The 25,054-nt window shown below is 40.2% G+C and carries 22 protein-coding genes; 2 read left to right on the top strand and 20 right to left on the bottom strand.

Annotated features, from left to right (window positions below):
* Nucleotides 1–55: 55 nt before the first annotated feature.
* On the bottom strand, nt 56–1,312 hold the full coding sequence (locus BLP50_RS12815; protein WP_090155398.1) for a hypothetical protein: 1,257 nt from the start codon (nt 1,310–1,312) through the stop codon (nt 56–58).
* A 263-nt stretch (nt 1,313–1,575) separates the two neighbouring features.
* Between BLP50_RS12815 and BLP50_RS12810 the strand changes: the two genes are divergently transcribed.
* Nucleotides 1,576–2,460 (top strand): RluA family pseudouridine synthase, encoded by an 885-nt coding sequence (locus BLP50_RS12810; RefSeq protein WP_090155430.1) that lies wholly within the window; start codon nt 1,576–1,578, stop codon nt 2,458–2,460.
* A gap of 41 nt (nt 2,461–2,501) precedes the next feature.
* Here the strand turns inward: BLP50_RS12810 and BLP50_RS12805 are convergent, their stop codons facing one another.
* From BLP50_RS12805 to metK, 16 genes are all read right to left on the bottom strand, one after another.
* Nucleotides 2,502–2,954 (bottom strand): J domain-containing protein, encoded by a 453-nt coding sequence (locus tag BLP50_RS12805; protein ID WP_090155396.1) that lies wholly within the window; start codon nt 2,952–2,954, stop codon nt 2,502–2,504.
* 103 nt (nt 2,955–3,057) lie between these two features.
* Nucleotides 3,058–5,091: a glycoside hydrolase family 13 protein gene (locus tag BLP50_RS12800; protein WP_090155393.1), complete on the bottom strand. Its 2,034-nt coding sequence runs from the start codon at nt 5,089–5,091 to the stop codon at nt 3,058–3,060.
* 222 nt (nt 5,092–5,313) lie between these two features.
* On the bottom strand, nt 5,314–7,170 hold the full coding sequence (gene ftsH / locus BLP50_RS12795) for an ATP-dependent zinc metalloprotease FtsH (protein WP_090155391.1): 1,857 nt from the start codon (nt 7,168–7,170) through the stop codon (nt 5,314–5,316).
* 33 nt (nt 7,171–7,203) lie between these two features.
* Entirely contained in the window at nt 7,204–7,728 is a 525-nt protein-coding gene (gene hpt, locus BLP50_RS12790) for a hypoxanthine phosphoribosyltransferase (RefSeq protein ID WP_090155389.1), read from the bottom strand.
* Between the two features lie 4 nt (nt 7,729–7,732).
* A complete protein-coding gene (tilS, locus tag BLP50_RS12785) occupies nt 7,733–9,079 on the bottom strand; it encodes a tRNA lysidine(34) synthetase TilS (RefSeq protein WP_090155388.1) in 1,347 nt (448 codons plus the stop codon).
* Nucleotides 9,045–9,371: a septum formation initiator family protein gene (locus tag BLP50_RS12780; protein ID WP_090155386.1), complete on the bottom strand. Its 327-nt coding sequence runs from the start codon at nt 9,369–9,371 to the stop codon at nt 9,045–9,047. The genes tilS and BLP50_RS12780 overlap by 35 nt, the downstream gene beginning before the upstream one ends.
* A gap of 47 nt (nt 9,372–9,418) precedes the next feature.
* On the bottom strand, nt 9,419–9,658 hold the full coding sequence (locus BLP50_RS12775) for an RNA-binding S4 domain-containing protein (RefSeq protein ID WP_090155384.1): 240 nt from the start codon (nt 9,656–9,658) through the stop codon (nt 9,419–9,421).
* Between the two features lie 296 nt (nt 9,659–9,954).
* Nucleotides 9,955–10,227, bottom strand: a complete 273-nt coding sequence (locus tag BLP50_RS12770; RefSeq protein WP_015548570.1) for an HU family DNA-binding protein — start codon at nt 10,225–10,227, stop codon at nt 9,955–9,957.
* Between the two features lie 228 nt (nt 10,228–10,455).
* On the bottom strand, nt 10,456–11,694 hold the full coding sequence (locus BLP50_RS12765; RefSeq protein ID WP_090155379.1) for a hypothetical protein: 1,239 nt from the start codon (nt 11,692–11,694) through the stop codon (nt 10,456–10,458).
* Nucleotides 11,695–11,721: 27 nt separating this feature from the next.
* Nucleotides 11,722–13,053: a CCA tRNA nucleotidyltransferase gene (locus BLP50_RS12760; protein WP_090155377.1), complete on the bottom strand. Its 1,332-nt coding sequence runs from the start codon at nt 13,051–13,053 to the stop codon at nt 11,722–11,724.
* Nucleotides 13,049–14,488 (bottom strand): proline--tRNA ligase, encoded by a 1,440-nt coding sequence (gene proS / locus BLP50_RS12755; protein WP_090155375.1) that lies wholly within the window; start codon nt 14,486–14,488, stop codon nt 13,049–13,051. Before proS ends, BLP50_RS12760 begins: the two co-directional genes overlap by 5 nt.
* 162 nt (nt 14,489–14,650) lie before the next feature.
* Complete coding sequence (locus BLP50_RS12750; RefSeq protein ID WP_278335214.1) at nt 14,651–16,924, bottom strand: GGDEF domain-containing protein; 2,274 nt, start codon at nt 16,922–16,924, stop codon at nt 14,651–14,653.
* Between the two features lie 34 nt (nt 16,925–16,958).
* The gene (locus BLP50_RS12745; protein ID WP_090155370.1) at nt 16,959–17,615 is read right to left on the bottom strand and encodes an RluA family pseudouridine synthase; all 657 of its coding nucleotides are present in this window, start codon (nt 17,613–17,615) and stop codon (nt 16,959–16,961) included.
* Nucleotides 17,616–17,685: 70 nt separating this feature from the next.
* Nucleotides 17,686–18,375 carry a response regulator transcription factor gene (locus BLP50_RS12740; RefSeq protein ID WP_090155368.1) on the bottom strand — a complete coding sequence of 230 codons (690 nt, stop codon included), beginning with the start codon at nt 18,373–18,375 and terminating at the stop codon, nt 17,686–17,688.
* Nucleotides 18,368–19,513 (bottom strand): sensor histidine kinase, encoded by a 1,146-nt coding sequence (locus BLP50_RS12735; protein ID WP_176753782.1) that lies wholly within the window; start codon nt 19,511–19,513, stop codon nt 18,368–18,370. Before BLP50_RS12735 ends, BLP50_RS12740 begins: the two co-directional genes overlap by 8 nt.
* Nucleotides 19,514–19,612: 99 nt before the next feature.
* Complete coding sequence (gene metK, locus BLP50_RS12730; protein WP_090155366.1) at nt 19,613–20,794, bottom strand: methionine adenosyltransferase; 1,182 nt, start codon at nt 20,792–20,794, stop codon at nt 19,613–19,615.
* Between the two features lie 243 nt (nt 20,795–21,037).
* On the opposite strand from metK, the gene BLP50_RS12725 reads away from it, so the two are divergent.
* Entirely contained in the window at nt 21,038–22,183 is a 1,146-nt protein-coding gene (locus tag BLP50_RS12725) for an HD-GYP domain-containing protein (protein WP_090155364.1), read from the top strand.
* Here BLP50_RS12725 and recD2 read toward each other — a convergent pair.
* The 3 genes from recD2 to BLP50_RS14460 all read right to left on the bottom strand — a co-directional run.
* The gene (gene recD2 / locus BLP50_RS12720) at nt 22,173–24,401 is read right to left on the bottom strand and encodes an SF1B family DNA helicase RecD2 (RefSeq protein ID WP_176753781.1); all 2,229 of its coding nucleotides are present in this window, start codon (nt 24,399–24,401) and stop codon (nt 22,173–22,175) included. The genes BLP50_RS12725 and recD2 overlap by 11 nt on opposite strands.
* 69 nt (nt 24,402–24,470) lie before the next feature.
* Nucleotides 24,471–24,839, bottom strand: a complete 369-nt coding sequence (locus tag BLP50_RS12715) for a DUF5082 family protein (protein WP_090155359.1) — start codon at nt 24,837–24,839, stop codon at nt 24,471–24,473.
* Between the two features lie 11 nt (nt 24,840–24,850).
* The coding region (locus BLP50_RS14460) for a hypothetical protein (protein ID WP_207645732.1) at nt 24,851–25,054 on the bottom strand (204 nt) is incomplete at its 5' end.

The following is a 25,054-nucleotide window of genomic DNA, read 5'->3' as shown; positions in this document are numbered from 1 at the left end:
TCTAAAAAGAGACTAGCAGCTGCGCTAGTCTCTTTTTTTTCATATATACAATTATTTAACACAACTGTATCTTTTCGCCTTCTTTGTTAATTATAAATTTATGGTCTACAGTGTCCACATATGTCCAACCATCATAGGTTTGTTCATACTTAAATAGATGCTGTGCTCCAAATTCTGCTGCCATTTCATTTGGCTCGTACTCTTGAACTGGAAGAACTGTAATGCCGAAATCTTCAACATTTACTTCGTTTCCATCCATATCAAAAGCTTTATAACCCCAATCATGGCCGCCACTTATAGACATATCACTGTTGATAGTAATAGATTCCATATAATCATAGCGAATATATACTTCACCATCTTTATAGAATAATTCTTCATATACTATCATGTATTCATCTGGCAACTCTAGGTCTTTTTCATCTTTTAGTTCAGTGAGAATCTCTTTTTTACCTGTCTTTAAATCGACAGAAACAACTGAAGTAGTTTCCTCCTCAAGTGAAATATAATAAAGCTTTCCATCCTCTATGATTAATTCACTTCCTCGACCTAACAACTGCTTATCCATAGTCTTAAGATCATAACGGTAGATTCTACAAGGGTATTCTTCTTCGCTCCATGCAGCATCATACCCGTCATCACCTTCTGACTCATCAGACATATATCCATCATCGCCTTCTGGCTCGTCATACATATACCCGTCATCGCCTTCTGGCTCGTCATACATATACCCGTCATCACCCTCCGGCTCACCATAATAATCTTCTATACCTGCGTCCGGAGCAGACGAAAGCGAAAAGTTATCAATTGCCTTTTTATCCGCTTCTGGTTCAATCACATCCATTTCATCTAGACCCGGATCCCACATATAGCTTTCAACAGTATATAAGTATTCTCCATCATATGCCAATTCCAGGTACCCCTGTGCTTCATCATTAGAAAGAATTTCTTCCCTCTCCTGTGTCTCTAAATTAAGCTTGTATACATGATCTTTTTCTGGATAATAAACATAATCTCCATCTACAGCAACAGAACAGGCCTCTATTGTTACTTCTGGTTCTTCGACTTTGCTATTATCTTCATTAACAGTATTATTACTTCTCTGATTTCTATTATTCTGATTTTTATGATTATGAATAGCGATACCTGTAGCTGTTCCACCCACCACAGCTACAGCAGCAATACCTGCTATTACTTTTTTGGCAGATATCGCAGCACCAGATGTTGTCGATGCGTTAGCCGTCTCATTAATCGTCTGCCCTTTTTCATTCTCTTTTCCTACAACAAGTCCCTCTTCTTTTTTAATTTCCATAACTTTTCTCCTTTTATTGTTTATTTGAGTATTTGCCAAGTTTTAGTCCAAATAATTTCTCAATCTTATCCTTAAATATCAACAAGCTCTGCATAATTTTCTCTTTTTGTTATTATAGAAATATCTAAATACCTACTAGGAATATATAAACTACTCCAACTTTTAAAATTCTACCATATCTTCATAATTATTTAAATATCTATTTTCAGCCTTCTCTACTTTTTCAATTGACTTGTCTTTAAATGCCTATTATCATTCATTTTATGAACAGAACTCTTACATACGAAATTTCAACTGAATACAATAGTTTTCCAATAGATAAATATTTGAAATCTCAGGGTTACTCTAGCGCTAATATCACAGCAATCAAGAAAATGCCAAATAATGTGGTAATTAATGGGCAGTGGGTTCACATGAATAGAAAGCTTTCCGCCGGGGAGGTTTTAACTGTAAATATATCCGAGGATAATTCTTCCGAGAAAATCCCTCCTGTGAAGATGCCTTTAGATATCGTCTATGAGGATGAAGATATAATCGTAATAAATAAGCCTGCAGGGCTGCCTATACATCCTAGTCTCAATCATTACGAGGATTCTCTTGCAAATGGATTGGCATATTACTATGAGTCCCAAGGGAAGCCTTTTATCTTCAGATGCGCCAATAGACTTGATAAAAACACTTCCGGGCTGACAGTTATTGCAAAGCATCTGGTGAGCGCCAACATTTTATCTACCATGGTTAAAAATAGGCAATTTCATCGGGAGTACTACGCAATAGTAAGAGGTACTCTAGCAGAAAAAACAGGCACTATTGATGCGCCTATTGGCCGGGTAGATGATTCTATAATCACTAGGCAGGTGGATTTTGAAAATGGAGAGCGAGCGGTCACTCACTACGAAGTTATAAAAGAAAATAATGGGCACAGCCTTGTTTCAATTCATCTAGAAACTGGCCGCACCCATCAGATACGTGTTCACTTCAAATATATAGGACATCCGCTAATTGGAGATCATCTCTACAATCCAGATTTTGAATATATGAATAGGCAAGCCCTACACTCTCACAAAATAGAATTTACTCACCCTATTACTGGAAGTCCTATGTCATTTGTGGCAGATTTACCAACTGATATGCAGTTTATTTTATAAGCAAAAAGTTGCACCCAAAGGTGCAACTTTTTTAATCTCGTTTAATTCATCTGTGTCTTAAGGTCCTCATACTCGCGATTAATCTCAGCAACAGTGGCTGTATCGCCTGACTCTCCATCTGGATGATAGATTTTGATGAGCTCCTTATAGCGCTTTTTCAGCGCCTTTTGTGTAGATACGCCAGAGAAGAACATCTCTCCGTGAACAATATTGTCCGTCTGGCTGTACGAATCCTCAGAATTCACCTGTACATGCTCGAAGAATTTCTTCTTGCGCTCGAACTGCTTCTTGTCATCAGCAAGCTTTTGAGTCTCACGAATGAGCATATCCCATTTCAACTCAAACTGCTTTTCCTGCTGCTCCAAGGTGTGAATCCTTGCTTCAAATTCTCTTTTTTCTTTTAGTAAATCGTTCCATGCTTTCTCTAACTCTTTATGTCGGTCCTCAAGTGCCTGCATGTCGACTTCATTTTGACATGTGAGATCCTTTGCCATAATAACTCTCCCGTAGAACTTAAATAACTAGGTATTGTGGCATTCAACCCAAACCATAAACATATTATACAATATATTGATAAAGCTTTGGAAACAAAAATTGTTATTTCCTTTTGTACACTATGCCAGTCTGCGGTGTGAGACTGACATGAAGGTTACCACCTTCAACTTTTATATCGGTCGGCATGATAGAATATCCAACCTCGTTGCTCATAATTAATCTCTCCAGATTGCAATTAAGCGGCGTGCCTGCTATCCAAACTGGAATATCAACATCAATATTATTAGAGTTCGCGTTTATAACCACAATAATCTGCTCGTCAGCTGTAAATCTTGCGTAACTGATATATCCCTGCCCGCAATTTAAGAATCTAAATGATCCTTCTTTTATAGCACGACTAAGCTTGTGTACCATAATAATATCTCTGGTGTAATCTATCAAGTCATAATTGCAATTTCCCCATGGAAATGTTCGTCGACAATCCGGGTCTGTAAATCCACAAACACCTGCTTCGTCGCCATAATAAAGGGTTGGCGCTCCTGGCCATGTAAACTGAACCATCTCAGCTAATTTTAATACAGGGATGCTAACGCCTTCATTTGCAGCCTGAGTTCCCATGGTGGCAATTCTACCTACCTTGTGATTGGTTCTAGTTAAAAATCTCGAGTGGTCGTGGTTAGATAGCTGATTCATGGCACAATATAAAGACGGAGTCTTTAGACGAGCCATAAAGTGAAGCATAGTATTTTTAAATCTATCACCATCCCCCAAAGCCGACTGTTGAAATTCATCTGAATGCTTTTCCATGCCGGTGAGGAAATATGTAAGCGGCTCCATAAAGGCATCATAGTTCATGATGGTATCCCACTGAGTACCATCCAGCCAAGCGCTAGGATTGCCATAGTGCTCTGCTAGAATCACTGCATTTGGATTGGCCTCCTTAACAGCCTCTCTGAAGTCCCTCCAAAACTTATGATTGAATTCTTCTGAATGACCTAAATCCGCCGCTACATCAAGACGCCATCCGTCTACATTATAAGGAGGACTTACCCATTTTTTGCCTATATTCATAATGTATTCATATAGCTTTGGCGATTCCTCGTAATTAAGCTTTGGAAGGGTGTCATGACTCCACCAGCCATCATAGCTTTTATTATCTGGCCATTTATCCTCGTTGAACTTGAAAAAGCTATTATAGGGACTATCTTTTACCTCGTACGCACCAGCCGGATATCCCTCTGTTTTCGAATAAATCTTTTCTCTATTAAGCCACTTGTTAAATGAACCACAGTGGTTAAAAACTCCATCTATGATTACTCTAATTCCTTTGGAATGAGCCTCTTCTACAAAATCAGCAAAAAACTTATTGCTAGCCTCCAGATTCTCCTTGTTGGTAACTCTCATCTTATATTTTGTAGCATGGGCATTATTGAAATCGCCCTGCTTGAGACATTCGCCACCATCATTTTTTATTACTGTAAAATGAGGGTCTATGTAATCATAATCCGAAGTATCATATTTATGATTAGATGGTGAGACAAATAATGGGTTAAAATAAATAACCTCTACTCCAAGGCTCTTTAAATAATGGAACTTCTGTCGTACACCCTCTAGGTCACCACCATAAAAACGTCCTATATCCAAATTAGCAGGCATGGCACTCCAATCCTTAACCTGCTGCACTGGGGCTCCTACATAAAAATACTCATTGCTCTTAACATCATTAGAAGTATCCCCATTGCAAAATCTATCTACAAGAATCTGGTACATAACTGCACCCTTTGACCAGCTTGGTGTGGAAAAACCTGGCATTATTGAAAATTCATAATGCTCACGATAATCTCTCCACAATCCAACCCTGTCATAGTAATAGATTCCACCGTAGTCGCCTACAATTTCAAAATGATATCTAAACTCTTCTGTGCCCAGCTGGACATCACAGGCATAAAAATCAAACTCGCCTCTGGTGCGCTCCAGTTTCATCTGGATATTCTCCTTGGCTCCAGACACCAAAAACACCTGGATGTCTTCCTGGTGATAAGCTCTAAGCCTGATAGTAACTAATTCGTTTTCTTCAGGTTCCATTGGAGTTCTATATTCAGCTGTTCCGTCGGAGTAAATCGCCTGGATATTCATGAAGTCTCCCCTTAAACAAGACGTGAGCTAGAAGAATATTTTTAGATAGTAAAAAAGACAGCAACGATCGCTGTCTTTTTAGGAGAAGGTATTTTTACTATGGGGTTAGTAAAAATTATATAATGTATTGGGGGGTTTTTACGATGTTTATTATATGGGGTAGCAACACCTAAGTGTGCACAAACATAACAAACATCCTGAATATTTTTTGTGCATATTGCACTAGTTCCCCCAATCAATCCCCTCTACAGCGACTCCATCAAACTCATTTTCATCGTCTGACTGAGTTGTAACACCAAATAATTCTTCGAACTCTGCGCGTCCGATCTTTTCTTTCTCTAACAATAGATTAGCACATTTATGAAGTATCTGCTCGTTATCTCTCAAAATTTTCACAGCTTTTTCATAACATTCATCAATGATCTTCTTAACTTCTTCATCGATGAGCTTTGCTGTAGAATCTGAGAAGTTCTTAGCATGAGCTAAATCTCTACCAATGAATACTTCCTCTTCATCATCCCCATAATGAATCATACCTATATTCTTAGAGAATCCATATTTTGTAACCATATTTCTAGCTAAGTTAGTAGCCTGCTTAATATCGTTAGATGCACCTGTTGTCACATCATCAAAAATAAGCTCCTCAGCAACTCTACCACCTAAGGATACGATGATATCCTGAGTCATCTTACCCTTAGTGTTAAACATCTCATCATTTTCGTTGATAGGCATTGTGTAACCAGCTGCACTAGCACCTGTTGGAATAATAGAAACAGAATAAACAGGTCCTACATCTGGAAGCACATGGAATAAAATAGCATGTCCTGCCTCATGATAAGCGGTAATCTTCTTTTCTTTTTCTGAAACAACTCGGCTCTTTTTCTCCTTACCGATACCTACCTTAACAAATGACTTTTTAATGTCATCATGCTTTATAAATGGTCTGTTGTCACCTGCTGCAAGAATAGCCGCCTCATTAAGGAGGTTCTCCAAATCAGCTCCAGTAAATCCAACAGTAGTCTGAGCTATCTGATGCAAATCTACATCATCGCCAAGTTTTTTGTTAGCTGCATGAACTTTGAGGATTTCCTCTCGTCCCTTAACATCTGGTCTACCTACATAGACCTTTCTATCGAAACGGCCAGGTCTCATAATAGCCTGATCAAGAATATCAACTCTGTTGGTAGCCGCCATTACAATGATGCCTTCGTTGACACCAAATCCATCCATCTCTACAAGAAGCTGATTAAGTGTCTGCTCACGCTCATCGTGGCCGCCACCCATACCAGTACCACGGCGTCTGGCTACAGCATCAATCTCGTCTATAAAGACAATACAAGGTGCATTTTGTTTTGCCTCTTCAAACAAGTCTCTCACTCTAGAAGCACCTACACCAACAAACATCTCTACAAAATCAGAACCTGAAATTGAGAAAAATGGTACTCCAGCCTCCCCAGCAATAGCCTTGGCAAGAAGTGTCTTACCAGTACCTGGAGGGCCTACCAGAATAACGCCCTTTGGAATACGAGCTCCCAAATCAGTATATTTCTTTGGGTCCTTAAGGAAATCTACAAGCTCTTCTACTTCTTCTTTTTCTTCCTTAAGACCAGCTACATCATTAAATCTAGTGTGAATATCCTCTTTATTGGTCATCTTGGCTCTGCTCTTGCCAAAGTTCATCATCTTGGCATTGGCACCGCCGCCAGCTGACCCCTGAGCATTCATCATTATCATAAATAAGATGAATACTGCTCCAAGGACAATGAGCATAGGCAATAACTCTGATATCCAGCTATCATGCGGAATATCGCTAAGGGTATATGCAACGTCTAGTTCCTGAAGCTCACGCTGAAAATCATTGACATCTGATACATAAAGTGTGGCCTGCTCACCATTTGAAAGATTTATTGTAACAACACCTGTTGGCACTTCCTGATTCTGAGAAATACTAACAGAAGATACATTATCATTTTTAACAGCCTTCTTGAACTGAGCCATGTTATAGTCAGTTGTAGACTTCCCCATGCTGGTATATAAAATGAATAATACTACTGCAACAAAAAGGGCGTATATTAGCATCCCCGACGCTCTACGTTTTCTCAAAATCTCCTCCTAGTCTAGCTCCACAACTCCAATGTATGGAAGATTGCGGTACTTCTGATCATAATCTAATCCATAACCCACAACAAACTGATCAGGAATAGTAAATCCTGTATAATCTACGTGCACATCAACCTCTCTACGGTCTGGCTTGTCAAGCATAGTAACCATACGGACTGATTTTGCACCTCTGTCCTTGAAAAGCTGACCTAAGAAATTCAATGTATTTCCACTGTCGATAATGTCCTCAACTATAATAACGTTCTGTCCTGTTGGATCTAAATCCAAATCCTTTTTGATCTTAACGACTCCAGAAGATACTGTACCTCCATCGTAGCTTGATGTAGCCATGAAGTCGATAATAACTGGTACTGTAATTCTCTTAGCAAGCTCGCATGCAAAGAATGAAGCTCCCTTAAGAATACAAACCAAAAATACGCTCTCGCCTTCATAATCTTTGCTAATCTGATCTCCAAGCTCAGCTATACGTGCTGCAAGCTCTTCCTCTGGCAACAGAACTCGTATGTTCTCACTCATTTTCCTATTCCTCCGTGTAACTTATCTCTAATACTCGAGTAGTATTTTTAGAAATCTTGTAATGCTCGCTGATGCGATATCCAACCACCCACATCACATGACTGTCATCACATACAAGTGGCACTTCATCACGTAAATGTCGTGGAATCTTCTCATCTATAAAGTAATCCTGCAGAAGCTTGTGATTACCCTCAGAATCAATGGTAAGATAATCTCCCTCAGCCCTTTTTCTTATTACAACATTACCCGATATTTTATCACAATCAAACCATTTAGTATAGCGGTCTGTAGGGTAATTCATCCCTTGTTCATAATCAAATTCCCGATAATTAAAAACTGGTTCAACTTTAGTCTCGTCCTCTTCTAACACATACATCTCCTCGTAGGAAATAATGAGAGTCTTCTTGTATGGAAGTTGAACCTGTCGCTCTCCATCTTCGTTTAATAACTCCAAAATCTTATCCACATGAACAGCTGACACATCCTTTTGGTACGGCATAAACGAACTAAGGTAAAGCTTTATTGCCTGGCTTGAAATAACTGACGGTGCCGTAGCTATTGCCCTCTTTCGCAAATGTCCATTTTCTTCCTTGGCAATCTGCAAAAGTCCTCGCGCCTCCAGATTGATATAATCAGCAACCTCTGTAAGCCTCTGTGTCATCTCTGAAATATGCTCAAGGGCCCTATCATTAATCTGGGCAAATTCAGGCATAATATTATGTCTGATTCTATTTCTATCATAGTCCACCTGATTGTTGGTGGCATCAATGCAGTAGTCTATATTATTGTCTTTTAAAACCTGAAGAATCTCTGATTTGGGCACCTCCAAAAGAGGTCTTATTATATTGTCCCTGACTGGTGCAATGCCACACATTCCATCAAGACCTGTCCCTCTAGCCATATGGAAAAGCACAGTCTCTGCATTATCATCTGCATTATGGGCTATTGCAATTTTAGCAGGCCTTCCTGTTTCATTTGTAAGATTCTCTGCCGCCCTTTCAAACAGCTCATATCTGGCTATTCTAGCCTCTTCCTCAGTTGAACGTCCTGTCTTTTCAACTAAGGCTGGAATATCAACCACATGCTCCTCCAAATCAACTCCATGGGTAAGGCAAAGATTCCTAACAAACTCCTGATCTCTATCAGCCTCTATGCCTCTAATACAGTGATTTACATGAAGCACCTTAAGGGTTAAATCATATTCTTCTTTTAATTCTAAAAGAACAAAAAAAAGGCACACCGAGTCGGGACCGCCTGAAAGGCCTATTACCACTCCGTCGCCTCTTTCTAACATTTTATATTTAACGATAAAATCTCTAATCTTCTTGTCTAAAAATAATCCAATTTTCATAAGTAAGTCCAAGCTTATCTGCAGCTTCTCGCTCCGTGTATTCGTCTGTTTCTGCGAACTCTGCCTCCTCTTTTAACTGCTCACTCTTTTCGTTAGCAGCGTCTACCTGTTCTTGCAATGTAGCCTCTTCTTTCTTAAGCTCCTGATTCTTATCGTAGAGTCTAATAACCTGGATTGCCATAACAGCAATCATGAAGAGCATTACTATTGCTACGTATATTCTACCTGTGGAGGTTTTCTTTCGTCTTCGAGCTCTGCGCCTTACAGCTCGTCCTCTAGTGTTTCTTGCCATATTACTCCCCTTATATACATTTAGAATATAGTACCATATTCTATAGTCTATAGGTATTTAAAAAGATCCGCTGCCGCATCTTTTTTTGTTGTGTCTTGAATATCTAAGACCTCAACTTTCACATTCTTGTTACCAAATGCTATCTCTATTATATCACCAATTTTAACATCAGTGGAAGCTTTCGCAATTTTTCCATTAATTTGTACTCTGCCACTATCACATGCCTCATTGGCAACAGTACGTCTCTTTATAAGTCTACTTACTTTTAAATACTTGTCTAGTCTCATAATCCATCCTCAAAATAGCGGCCTATCAACTACATTTTAGAATCGGTTGTCCAGCCTGAGCCCCTTACTCTAGCTATATACAGCTGGCATCCATAGTCCCCGTTATTTCTATAATTTAGCTGGTAATTCTCAAGCTCTTATATCTCTAAAGCGAATCGTGTTTGATGAGCGTAGAGATATAAGGCTTGTGAATGTAACCAGCGCAGTTACTTCAGACACTTGTGAACGTAACTGGCGTAATCATCAGAATAAAATAAAGGGGCTCGGATTGTCCGAACCCCAGGCGATTCTAATAATTAGTTGATAGAATCCTTAAGTGCCTTACCAGCCTTAAACTTAGGAGCCTTAGATGCAGGAATCTTCATCTCAGCACCTGTCTGTGGATTTCTACCTGTACGAGCTGCTCTCTTAGAAACCTCGAATGTACCGAAGCCTACAAGCTGAATCTTTTCCCCCTTCTTAAGCTCTTCAGCAACAACCTCTGTGAAAGCCTTTACAGAAGCCTCTGCGTCCTTCTTAGAGATGTTAGCCTTGCTAGCGATAGCTGCTACTAATTCTGTCTTGTTCATTACTATTCCTCCTCGAGAATTTTAATTTATAGTTAGGGACTTCGCCCTTAGTAACTACAATATCCTTTATAATTCTTTTAATTTTGTCTGTCAACACGTTATGCCCAAAAAGTCCCGAATTTATAAGGTTTTTATGGATTATTACAAATTTTTTACTCGTTTTTTAAACACTATTACTATTTACAAACCCTTGATTTTTCGGGACGTTCACTTTTTTTTCACATTTTTTCACTCCATAAGGTTACTTATGAGGTCTGAAACTGTTGACAAATAGTCTACTTCATAGTCGTAATCATCCTTAATTGTGCTACCAGCAGTCTCTGTTTCCGGCTCATTTTCAGATGATTCTGAATCGTCATTTTCTTGACTATTTTCTGTAGTATTGTCATATTCATCCGCCGATGAGGTGCCAGTTTCTGACTCTAACTCAAGAGTAATTGTTGCAGATTCTGAATTGACAACAAGGGTCTTATCCCAAGAAGTGTATCCCTGACACTGCACCTTTAGACTATGACTTCCGTATTGAACATATTGAGGCTCTGTAACATCTACCTCTTGGCCATCAATATATACATGGGTATCTGGCACAGTCACCAGGAAGGTAATCAAGCAGAAGGACGGTCCATCACCCTTTAAATCCTCGAGACTTACTTGTGTGGTCTCGTTTCTTACAACAGTGTATTCTCCACTTCCACCCCAGCCGTTGTTAGCTACAGTAATCTTGTATGTTCCCTCAGGAACTTCTATTATCTCATCTCCATTGACCATTGATACGATTTTATCGCCAATGAAAATCATACTATCATCAAATAGGGATGTATCTGACAAATAAAGGTATCCATGACCTGTTGTTACAGCAATAGAGATAACTTCTTTTTCCCGTCCGATAACAGTAATAATGTCATCCTTGCCAATATCCGATACAAGTATTTTCTCTGTGTCGGAATAGACTTTTGTATTGCCTGTCAGCTTATAATTGCTGCCATTTATGGCTATTAAATTCTTGCTTTCATCGATTGAATACTTTGATAGATCATCAAGAATCCAGACATCTGTCGATTTCTTAACCTCTCCTAATGCTCCAGAAGATGGTAAAAAATCTCCAATAGTCACCACAGAACCTATGGTAAACTCTGCCCAGGTGCTATTGTCCCCATACTTGTCCAAAAACTTGGTAGTCATATTATAGCCATAGCGATATTGCTTTGCCTCGTCAATAGAGTATAAAGCTATGGTCTCCTCTGTCATGTTCAAGTCCTCAACTATATACAGAGGCTTGCTTCCGCCTTCTACAAGGACATCCGCATCCTGTTCTGTCTGTTCAGTTTTAAGGGCACTTCCTGTATGGCTTGTGACTGCATTGTTGCTGCCTTTCTTTTGGCCGCACCCAACAGCAACTGCCATAATAAGAAGCCCCATCAATATTAATTTAGATATTTTATTAGTAAAAAGCCCTTTCATACCCATAATTTTACCATATCTCCCCAGAAATAGTTATCCGATAATCTCCTTAGCCATTTTAATAAGAATCTCTCTATTATTAAGCTCTGGCTCATCTACCACCCTATCAAAAATAGTATTTAGAACCTCTCCTATGCGCTGTCCCTGTGGCACACCCATCTGAATCAGGTCCTTGCCATTGATTTCAAGGTCCTTTATCTTAAGGCAATCCCCTGCCGCAACTATCTGATTGAACATCTTCTCAAGCTCGTCTATATATTGAAGCTTCTCTTGCCTATGGTACATGCTCTGAGCCAGACAATCTGCTCTTTTGACTGCAAGCAAATCATTATAATTCTCCTGACCCACCCTTATAATCATGCGACGGATATTTCGCTCATTGATAGCTGGTCTATCATCATGATTTTTCACCAAGTTGCAGACCTTATCAGTGGTGTCGTTATCAAACTTAAGTCTACGAAGCACCGTCTTTGCCATCTTCTGCCCCTCTACTGGGTGCATCTTAAAATGATTCTGTCCATTTTCATCTGTGGTCTTGCAAACTGGCTTTGCAATGTCATGTAAAAGCATAGCTAGGCGGATAACCCTATCAGCAGGTGCCAATCCCATAGATACAATAGTGTGCTCACCCACTGTATACATGTGGTGCTTATTTACCTGGTCGCACTCCATCATAGCATCAAATTCAGGGAAAAATACCTTTGTAAGTCCAGTCTCATAAACGTCTCTCATACGCTCAGGATGGTCTGATGTAACAAGCTTTACCATCTCAACCTGAATACGCTCTGCGCTAATACGCTCTAAAGTTGGCGCCAAATCCTTAATAGCCTGATAAGTATTTGCCTCAATGTCAAATCCCAACTGGGCAGAAAATCTGAGGGCTCTAAGCATCCTAAGGGCATCCTCTGTAAAACGCTCTGTAGGATTGCCTACCGCCCTAATAATTCCAGCCTTAAGATCAGCCTCACCACCAAACAAATCCACTAGGCCCTTAGTCTCATTGTAAGCCATGGCATTGATAGTAAAATCCCTACGCTTTATGTCCTCCTCTAGCGAGGCAGTAAATGTAACCTCCTTAGGATGACGACCGTCCTCGTATTTGCCATCAACACGGTAGGTTGTAACCTCATAGCCTACACCATGCAAAAGAACTGTCACAGTGCCATGCTCAATTCCAGTATCAAAAGTCCTATCAAAAAGAGACTTTACCGTCTCAGGCAAAGCCGATGTGGTTATATCCCAATCGTGGGGAATTTTCCCTAGAATGCAGTCACGGACACAGCCGCCCACTGCGTAGGCTTCGTGTCCGTTAGATTCTAAAATATTTATTATTTTCGAAACGTCTGCTGGTAAATTCATATTAATAAGCTTTACCCCAATATACTAATTTCTTAGCTGGCTTGCCACAGCATGCACATACGTCAGAAATTTGCTCCTGATCATTAAATGGCATACAACGGCTTGTTACAGCTAAATCCTCTTTTATCTTGTTCTCGCAAGCCTCATCGCCGCACCACATAGCACGGATAAATCCTGGCTTATTATTTGCAATCTCTGTAAACTCAGCATAATTGTGAGCATCAAAGATGTGGCTATCTCTATGAGCCTTAGCTCTCTCGAACATCTCCTTCTGGATAGTCTCAAGAAGCTCAGCTACCTTTGTCTCTACCTCATCAAGTGAGCACTCGATCTTCTCGCGAGTATCACGACGAACAAGTACGCACTTGCCAGCCTCGATATCCTTTGGTCCAAGCTCTACACGAACTGGGATACCACGCATCTCAGCCTCTGAGAACTTCCAACCTGGTGACTTATCAGAATCATCAAGCTTAGCGCGCATTGTCTTTCCAAGACGCTCACAAACTTCTGCAGCCTTCTCAAGCACGCCTTCTTTCTTCTGCTGAATAGGAATAACAATAACCTGTGTAAGTGCAATACGTGGTGGAAGTACAAGACCTGAATCATCACCATGTACCATAATAATAGCACCAATAAGACGTGTAGTCATGCCCCATGATGTCTGGTGAACATACTGAAGCTGATTATTCTTATCTGTGTACTGAATACCAAATGGCTTAGAGAAGTTCTGGCCAAAGTTATGTGAAGTACCAGACTGTAAAGCCTTACCATCATGCATAAGTGCCTCGATTGTATAAGTAGCCTCAGCACCTGCGAATTTTTCTTTTTCTGTCTTCTGTCCACGAACTACTGGCATAGCAAGAACTTCCTCACAGAAGTCTGCGTAAAGGTTAAGCATCTGTACTGTACGTGCCTCTGCCTCTTCTGCTGTAGCGTGAGCTGTGTGGCCTTCCTGCCATAAGAACTCACGTGAACGAAGGAATGGACGTGTCTCCTTCTCCCAACGAACTACTGAGCACCACTGGTTGTAAACCTTTGGCAAATCTCTATGAGAGTGAATAATATCCTTATAGAAATCACAGAAAAGAGTCTCAGATGTAGGACGAACGCAAAGACGCTCCTGAAGCGGGTTAAGACCACCATGTGTAACCCAAGCTACCTCTGGTGCAAATCCCTCAACATGATCCTTCTCAACCTGAAGAAGACTCTCAGGAATAAACATCGGCATGTACACATTCTGTACTCCTGTCGCCTTGAATCTTCTGTCTAACTCGTGCTGGATATTTTCCCAAATAGCATACCCATCGGGCTTGATAATCATGCATCCTTTTACTGATGAATATGCAATCAAATCAGCCTTAACGACTACGTCGGTATACCACTGTGCGAAATCCTCTGACATAGAGGTAATCGCTTCTACCAGCTTTTTTTCCTGTGCCATTTTTTTCTCCTTTATATTTATAAATTCATTACATTAGCCGTTTTATTTTATAACATAAACTAGCCAAAAACAAGCCCACTGCCACTTTAAAAGTAACTATTCACTGCGGACCATAATATACGCTCCTGTGGCATAAATAAAGGGCCCTGCTGGGCCCTTATGTTATAAATAGTATTCTTCGAATTTTTTTACTGGAAGTGGTTTGTCGAAATAATAGCCTTGGAGATAATCAGCCCCGGTTCCCGACAGGTAGTCTAGCTGTTCTTTGTTTTCCACGCCTTCGATTATTACAAACATGCCAAGGGCTTTTGCAAGAGTGATAATTGTGTTGATTATCTTGCGACCCTTTGAGGCATTTTTATCCATTGAAAGGAATGCCATATCCATTTTAAGGATGTCGGCTGGAACTTCTTTTAGCATGTTAAGAGATGAGTAGCCGCTTCCAAAGTCATCAATCTCAATCAGGAATCCATATTCCTTAAGGGAATTAATGATGTCTATTTGACGCTCTTTTTCTGTCATGAATATTGACTCGGTTATCTCAAGCTTTAGTCGTTTTGGATCTACTCTGTACTTTTCAACTAGTGATGTAAACGTCTCAAACAAGTCAATATAGTAGAAATCCTTCACGGAAATATTGACGGAAATAGAAACATCATCCCGGTCTATTGATGCCCAATATGCCAGACGCTTTACTGCCTGTTCCCAGATAAACATGTCAAGCTTGTAAATGTATCCCGTCTTCTCTAATAGTGGAATAAATGAACCTGGTGCTATGATTCCTCTGTCAGGATGAATCCAACGTACAAGTGCTTCTGCCATTGCTATCTTGCCATCCATATTAACTACTGGCTGAAGAAACATTGCAAACTGTCCCATAGACAGAGCATCCTCGAATTCTCCAATGATTTTCTGCTCACTCATATACTCTCGTCTGAGCATATCTCCATAGTACGCAATAGAATTCTTGAAGCTGCTCTTAATGGAATCAATGGCCAAAAATGCACCGTCTACCATTGATATAACAGATGCTTCTCTGTCGTATATCTCATAGACTCCCACCAAAATAACCATGCGGTACTGGGCATTGTTAAGGAAATGACTTACCTTGTTCATGCCTGTCATAAATACTTCTTCAGTGTATCTACTCTTTGGCATAAGCACCGCAAATCTGTCTGCTTCTAATCGAGCAAATATTGCTCCAGGTTTAAGTCTTTCCCTTATTGTGTCAGCAGCCTTGATAAGTAATCTGTCTGCCTCGTCTACTCCAAACATGTCATTGATGAGCTTGAAGCCCTTTACGTTGGCACAGACCATTAGATATTCTGTGTCTGGATTCTCGTCCAATATATTTCGAACTTCCTCGTAGAAACTCTCACGATTTAGAGCTCCAGTAAGGCTATCGTGACTGCTTCGATATTTCTCCTCCTCGTAGGCTAGGTAATCACCTGTTACATCATAAAATGAATAGTAACATCCGCAGTAGTAACCTCTCCTGTCGTATATTTTATTGAAGTGAATATCAAATCTGTACTCATCACCATTTAAGGTGTAAATGTCATTCCAGCTAGAGTTTGAAATGGAATTTGCCTCTCGACCATCCTTCCATTTTCTGAAACGCTCCTCTAGCAATCGACGGTCTCCGCTAGGCGAGAACATTCTCTTAGCAAATTGGTTGGCAAAAATACAACTGTCATTTTCATCAAATGCTATCAGGGCACATTCCATACGCTCTGTGATTGTGGAGAGCATGTACTCCACAAAAGCCTTTGGATTATACAAAAGAGTATAGTAAGCCACATAAATCGATGCGATAGCATAGAAGAATATGGAAATATCAACTGGAAAATCAAAAAACAGATAGAAAACATTGAGTACTACAATTCCACCTAGCATTGCAAGAATTGCAAGATATCTGTTTCTATGGAATCCACTAGTGGCAAGGGCTTTTTTCGCAAAAATTATCACTACCAGTGCAACTATGATGTAACAAAAAACAAGGTGCACCATATAGTAATCGCCTGTTGTCTTGAATCCGTAGAACCAATCATCGGGACCAAAATGTACTTTTTTCAGAGCAAATACATGGTGCCAACGTAGATTAGCCAGTAAGCTAATATTGTCAATAAATGCGATTGTGGCTGTCATAAGTGGAGCCGAATAATTCTCAGCCCAGACCTTTGTGTATTGCCTTGCATAAAAGACAAATGTCAAAAGCAGCCAGTCAATACTTGAAAAATATACTATGTAGGCAATCTCAGAATGTATTTCGATATGAGTTGCTATGGCCGCAGTATAGGCAAGGCATGTAAGAATACCTATACTCAAAAGCTGCACTATGGAAATATTAAGCTTGTTATTTTTGATTTTGTGCCGAGTGCCTATATAGATTATGCAGGCCAACATAATAAATGCAGTCAGCAAAAATACCAACACATATATTTTAACCAAGAAAGTTCCCCCGTATTCTTTAGCCAGCTATGCGGCTATCTTTAAAGTCTTCTCCTTGAGGAGTCACATCAAATCCCATCTCTTCGCCTGTTACAGGATGCTTAAATCCAATGTGGTGTGAGCAAAGAGCAAGACTGTGGCCAGTTGATGCTCCACCATATTTCACATCACCTATGATAGGAGCTGTTCTGCTGGCAAGCTGTATGCGAATCTGATGATGTCTGCCTGTGAATAAATCAATATCCAAAAGCTTTCTGTCGTCCCACTGGTCCACAACCTTGTATTTAAGAACTGCCTTTTTAGCTCGTGGATCATTGTCTCGAACGATTTTGGAAAGATTAGTTCGATTATCCTTTACTAGATAATCAACCAACTCTCCCTCATCTGGGAATGATTCCCTACTAATAATTGCATAGTATTTCTTAGTGAATACATGGTCTGTAATCTGCTTTGTCAGCTTGTTCGCAGCCTCCTGACTCTTTGCAAAAACCATGATTCCCTCTACAGGCTGGTCCAAACGATGGACGACGCGGATTGTTGGTTTTTCTCCCTTTTCAGCCAAATAATTATTCAAGAGACTCACCATATCCTGTTGTCCAATGTTTTTGGTCTGGGTAGCCACACCTGCAGGCTTGTAGCATACAAGTATGCTATCGTCCTCGTAAATAATGTTCATACAAATTCCCCCTCAGAAATTAAATTATATGAATATTCTAACACAATTTCAGTGTATGCCACATACTTTTTTATACCTTAAATCTGTAGCCTACACCCCAAATTGTCTCGATATACTGAGGTTTTGATGTATTTAACTCAATTTTCTCACGAATCTTATTAACATGAACTGTAACGGTGGAAATATCACCGATAGATTCCTCTCCCCAAAGGGTCTCGAAAAGCTGCTCCTTAGAGAAGATAACATTTGGATTCTCTGCTAAAAATGTGAGCAAATCAAATTCCTTGGCAGTAAATACTTTTTCCTCACCATTAATCCACACACGTCTGCTGGCCTTGTCAATTCGAAGACCTCTGATGCTGATTTCATTTTTCTGAATAGCAGGTGACTGAACAAGTCTCTCGTATCTTGCAAGATGAGCCTTTACTCTGGCAACAAGCTCACTAGGTGAGAATGGCTTTGTAATGTAATCATCTGCCCCTAGGCCAAGGCCTCTGATTTTATCTATCTCTTCTTTTTTGGCAGTAACCATAAGAATTGGTACGTTTTTAACCTCACGGATGCGCTTGCAAAGCTCAAATCCATCTAAACCAGGAAGCATCAAATCAAGGATAAACATGTCATAATTTCCAGCTAACGCCTTCTGCAATCCCTTTTCTCCGTCTGCTTCAATATCTACTTCAAAGTTTGAAAGCTCAAGGTAATCCTTTTCCAATTCTGCAATTGACTCTTCGTCTTCAATGATTAGTATCCTACTCATACATTACCTCCTGGTATTTTCTAATTACAAAGTACATTGTAGTTCCTTCGTTTTCTTTGCTAGTAACCCAAATTTTACCGCCGTGGTCTTCAACGATTTTCTTAACTATTGAAAGACCAATTCCACTGCCTCCCGCAGCAGAATTTCTCGATGCGTCAGCTCTATAGAATCTATCAAAAACGTAAGGCAAATCCTTAGTTGCGATGCCCTTGCCGTTGTCAGCCACCTCAATCTGAACAAAATCACCTACGTCCTTTATTGTGATTGCAATTCTTGAGGCCACATCAGCCCTCATGTATTTAACAGAATTGCTGACTATGTTGTGGATAATACGGCCAAGCTGCTCAGGGTCAGCAATAATAATCACATCTGGATCGACATAATTGGCATAGTCAAGTCGAATATGCTGATTTTCAAGGTCCATTCCAAGTTCTTCTATGCAGTCCTCAAAATAAGAATGTATGTTGAGCTTTTGGAAATTGTACGGAATTTTATTGGTATCAATATTTGAATACAATGTCAGCTCGTTGATGAGTGTGTTCATCTCGTTAGCCTTGTTGTAAATAGTTCTAATATATTTTTCTCGCTTTTCCGGAGTGTCGGCCACCCCATCAAGCATACCCTCTGCATATCCCTTGATAGCAGTTATAGGGGTCTTTAAATCATGGGCAATATTTGAAATCAATGCTCGCTGCTCCGCCTCGTCCTCCAGACGGTCCTTGGCATTATTCTTAAGGCGAACCCTCATATCCTCAAAAGCATTGCACACCTCTGACATCTCATCTGTGCCACCTGTAGCAACACTAAAATCCAGATTGCCTTCCTTTACATTATTGGCAGCGATTTTAAGTATCTTAATCTGTGGCGCAATTCCCTTATATATCCAGACAACCATAACAATAGCCGTCAAAAGAAGAATCACAAACTCTGCTACACAAAAATTGAAAACCAATTCATCAAAAAGGCCTCCATCATCCATGTAATGCTTAAGAGCCTGCATCACTATGTTGCGTCCTAACTGCTCTTCGCTGGCCTTTCTAATGACCTCTTTAAGTCCAAGCATCAAGGCATTAAACAGCACAACGGGAACAATTGTAATTATAAAAAAAGAAATAATAAGTCGATTTTTTAATTTCATAATTGTATACCTTATTCTGGTAAATATCCTAGTATCAAATAAATAATAAAAAGGCAACCTCATATTAGAGGCTGCCTTAATTATAGCATATTGATTTTCTTAAAGATATTTCTTTAAAGCATCTACCTTATCTGTCTGCTCCCATGGAAGCTTAACATCAGTACGGCCGAAGTGACCATATGCTGCTGTTGGACGGTAGATTGGACGACGAAGGTCAAGCATCTTGATTATACCAGCTGGACGAAGATCGAAGTTCTCACGAACGATTTCTACAAGCTTGTTGTCTGAAAGCTTACCTGTTCCAAATGTATCTACCATAACTGATGTAGGCTCTGCTACACCGATTGCGTAAGAAAGCTGAATCTCACACTTGTCAGCAAGTCCTGCTGCAACGATATTCTTTGCAACGTAACGTGCTGCATAAGCACCTGAGCGGTCAACCTTTGTGCAATCCTTACCTGAGAATGCACCGCCGCCGTGACGAGCATATCCACCGTAAGTATCAACGATGATCTTGCGGCCTGTGAGACCTGCATCACCATGTGGTCCGCCGATAACAAAGCGGCCTGTTGGATTGATGTAGAACTTTGTCTTATCATCAATCATGTCCTGTGGAAGGACTGGGTCGAAGACATATTTCTTGATGTCTGCGTGAATCTGTTCTTGAGTAACGTCTTCGTCATGCTGAGTAGATAGAACTACTGCTTCTAGTCTAACTGGCTTTCCAGCCTCGTCGTACTCTACAGATACCTGTGTTTTTCCATCTGGACGGAGGTACTTAAGTGTACCATCTTTGCGGACATTAGCAAGCTGTAGAGCAAGTCTATGAGCAAGAGAAATTGGGTATGGCATGAGCTCTTCTGTTTCGTTAGTTGCGAAACCGAACATCATACCTTGGTCACCTGCACCTGTATCTAAATCATCTGCAAGCGAGCCTTCCTTTGCCTCAAGAGCCTTGTCAACACCCATAGCAATGTCTGCGGATTGTTGATCAAGAGCGACCATAACAGCGCAAGAGTTTCCATCAATGCCTTTCTTTCCATCGTCATATCCGATTTCAAGAAGAGTCTTGCGAACAATAGCTGGAACGTCGAGCTGAGCCTTTGTTGTGATCTCACCTGTAACAAGAACGAATCCTGTACATGAAGCAGTCTCACAAGCTACTCTACTCATTGGGTCTTCAGCTAAGCAAGCATCGAGGATGGCATCCGATACGGCATCACATACCTTATCTGGATGGCCTTCTGTTACTGACTCTGAAGTAAAAAGTAACTTTTCCATTATATGACTCTCTTTCTATTAAGTTACGTTAAGAACTATTTCTTAACTTTGATAGTATAATCCCTTTTCGTGTATACAACAAGTATATATCGCTTTCTTTTCTAAAATATTCACATTTAATCGATTGTAATTAAATTTTGCTAATTATATAATCTAACTAGGTATATTTCTTTATACCAAAAGACGAGAATATAATGTATGGGTTTTGGTATTAAATGCAAAATCCGATGAAAGGATTGTTCTATGCAAACACTTACTGTAGACAAACTAAAGGCCGGCATGGTTGTAGCCGAGCCAGTTCTTACCAAGAGAGGTCAGACTATTTCAAAGGCTGGCGAGGAGTTAACTAATCAGCTCATTGCCAAGCTCACCTTTTACAAAATAGAATCTGTCTCTGTAGAAGACATTGAGGAAGAGGAAGTTGCAGCTGAGCCTGCTCCTGCTGAAGAGAAGCCAGCAAAGTCACCTGCCAAGCCTCAGAAGTCTGAGTCTAGAGTCAGTGATCAGATTACATATACACAGAGATTAAAAGCATCTCCTGCCTTCAAGAAATTCCAATCTGACTATGCTATTAATATCGCATATTTACAAGAGACGCTTAAAAAGATAGCAGATGGTGGCGATTCATCTTGCACAGATGATTTGCTTAATAAATGCGAAGCTTTATTTAAGTCTAAGACAGCCTTAGAGCTTTTTGATATGCTCAGCAACATGCGAAATTTGGAGGATCCTATTTATTCTCATTCTTTAAATGTTGCACTTATTTCTCGAGCAATTGGCAAATGGCTTAAATTGCCAAAGGATGATTTAAACACACTCACTCTTGCCGGTCTTCTTCACGATATCGGTAAGCTTAAGATTCCAGAGGATATTTTGAACAAGCCAGACCGCTATACCGATGCAGAGTTTGATGTTATGAAGACTCATCCTCTTGAGGGCAAAAAGATGTTAAACGGCAAGGGATTCGATTCTAGAATCTCAGCAGCAGCCTTACAGCACCACGAAAGAGCAGACGGAAGCGGTTATCCTAGAGGTCTCTTTGATGACGAGATGGACGATTTCTCATGTATTGTTGCCATCGCCGATGTGTACGATGCCATGACATCTGCCCGTGCTCATCGCGATCCACTTTGCTCATTCCAGGTTATCAGCGAATTCGAAAAAGAGGGCTTACAGAAGTACCGTACTCAGTACATTCTTACCTTCTTGGAGAGAATCGCCAACACATACAATAACAGTCGTGTCATTTTAAACAACGCAAAAACAGGCCGCGTAGTTTACATCAACAAGAGCAACCTATCACGACCTGTTATTCAGCTTGATAATGGCGAAATCATCAATCTCGCCGACAGCGTTAACAACAAATTATTTATTAAATCTATTCTCTAAAGGCCTCGGCTATTCTGTCCTTCAATCCAGAATATCTCTTAGCCTGAGATGTATTATCAACCATAGAGTAAAAAACATCTGCGTCGCCTACCATGGTGACGCATTTTTTTGCCCTGGTAATGGCTGTGTAGAGAATATTTCTATTCATGAGCATCTTTGGTCCATCTACTATTGGCATAACTACCGCCGGATATTCAGAACCTTGGGATTTATGAACTGTGATTGCGTATGCCAGCTCCAGCTCATCAAGACTGGCAAATGGGTAGACAACCTTTCGCCCCTCTTCGAATTCGACAGTTACAGTCTTGCCCCATTCATTGATATCCTTAATAATTCCCACGTCTCCGTTAAAGACTCCAAGCCCCTTTTCGATGGTAATATTGTAATTGCCGGTAACTTCCCACTCTAGCTGGTAGTTGTTTCGAATCTGCATTACCTTATCGCCCTCACGGAATACTCTGGTATCGCCCTTCCATTCCTTTTTATCCGGAGATTCTGGATTAAGATATCTCTGCAAAATACTGTTTAGTCTCTCTACTCCAAGCAATCCCTTTCTAGTTGGGGTAAGCACCTGTATTTCGCTTATTCCTGCATCAACATATTTAGGCATCTTCTCCTTCACAAGGGTAAGCATAACACTGATAATGGTGTCAGCATCTTCTCGTTTCAAGAAAAAGAAATCCTTTGATTTATTATCAAGTAAAACATGCTGGCCCTGGTGTATTTTGTGAGCATTCATGACAATGTCGCTCTCCTGAGCCTGTCGGAAAATCTTTTCCAGTTTAACAGACTCAAATTTATCAGATGCCAATATGTCTTTTAGCACATTACCTGGACCCACTGATGGAAGCTGATTTACATCGCCTACCAATATCAGTCTAGTACCTGGTGATATTGCCTTTAGAAGAGAATACATAAGGGATACATCCACCATGGACATCTCATCGATAATGATAACGTCACACTCCAGTGGATTCTCCTCGTTTCTATCAAATCTGGCAAATGATGCTACATCGTCATCATCGCCCAGTCTTCCTGAAACCTCAAGCATTCTATGAATAGTGCGAGCCTCGTAGCCTGTAGCCTCACTCATACGCTTTGCAGCACGGCCAGTAGGCGCACCAAGGAAAATGTTTAACCCCTCTTCCTCAAACATACGAATCATAGTGGTGATTGTTGTGGTCTTTCCTGTACCTGGGCCACCTGTAAGAATGAAAAATCCCTTTTTAGCAGCTGAAATGACAGCATTTTTCTGTAACTCATCCAGCTCTATTTCCTCATCCTTTTCTATTCGGCGAATGACCTTTTGCAAGTCTGCCTCGTCTGCCTTGTAAGTCACATTAAGCTCTCGAAGCATCCCAGCAATAGATTCTTCCATTCTAAAAAATGATCTAGAATAAATCTGTGTATTGTCCCCATCCTTTTTGATAATCAGCTTTCGTTCCATGGCTAGATTCATAATCTGTGCCTCAACAGATGCCTCATCCACCTTCAACAGGTCAACTGACATATCCTTCAAAAGCTCTATAGGTAAATATGTATGCCCAAGGCCAGCTCCCTGTCCTAAAATGTACTGGATACCACCCTTGATTCTAAACTCAGAGTCAACCTTTATGCCGACTTGTGTGGCTATCTCATCAGCCGTCTTAAATCCTATTCCGGATATTTCATCAGCCAGCTTGTATGGATTGCTCTGGATAATATTGTAAACTTCATTGCCAAATCTATTGTAAATTTTGATAGCTGTATTGCCATGCAGTCCATACTTATCAAGGAAAATCATGGCATTGCGGATGTCCTTAGCTCCTACAATCTGGTCTGAAATCTCCATGGCCTTGTTAAGAGAAATACCCTTTACCTCTGCAAGACGCTCCGGTTCTTCCTCAATCAGCCTAAATGTATCCGCGCCAAATTTCTTAACGATTCTAGCAGCAAGCTTTGGTCCGATTCCTCTTATTGCACCTGAGCCCAAATATCGCTCCATGGATAGCTCATCAGCTGGAGCCACCGCCTCATAGCTTGTAGCTTTAAACTGTCGTCCATATGTAGGATGATCAATATACTGTCCTCTAAGAAGTAGATTCTCGCCCTCTCCAACAGTTGGAAAAATTCCTACTACTGTAATGAGAAATTCATCTACTACAAAGTCCATGACAGTATAACCATTATCTGAATTTCTAAATATTATTCCTTCTACGTAACCTGTTATTTCTTCCATAGACCATATAATAACATAGAATCACAATACAGTTTAAAATATATTGGATTTTTCGAATTTTAATATGATTTAATCAAGACTTGCTATAATCGCTTCAAGATTTGAAATTTGTGCATTGCACTCATCTATCATATGCCTCAATTTATTAACAGCATTCTGTATGTCTTGCTGCAGGCTGTCTACTTCATTCAATCTGCCTGAAGTATTTTGAACCATTACCGCCTGCCTCTGTTGCATTTCATCATTAAGAAATCCTGCCCATGCACCAGAACAAGCCGAATCATGAATGCTTTCTCTTCTATTAGTGAAATCTATTTCCTTATACTTACTCCTTATACGTTCACTCCTAGATAACAAATCAGAAATATTCCTTTGATACTCGCTGATTCTTCCTCTTAATCTACCTATTTCTGCTCTTAAATCACTTTTTCTTCCCACACTACAACTCCCTACTGCATATAATGCAATGCGTCTGCTGACGCTTGGTCTGCATTTATCAATGACTGCTTCAATTTATCTAACGACTCCGGCAAAATACACCCAGAATGTGTTCTGTGTTTATTCACCAAATGATTTAACTCTTCAGAATTATCTTCTAATAATTCCATTATACTTGTGCTTTTATTCAATGTCGGCTCAGATACCTCGGCAGC

The organism is Pseudobutyrivibrio sp. AR14, from assembly GCF_900101325.1.
GTDB lineage: Bacteria > Bacillota > Clostridia > Lachnospirales > Lachnospiraceae > Pseudobutyrivibrio.
This window is presented reverse-complemented; position numbering and strand designations above follow the sequence as displayed.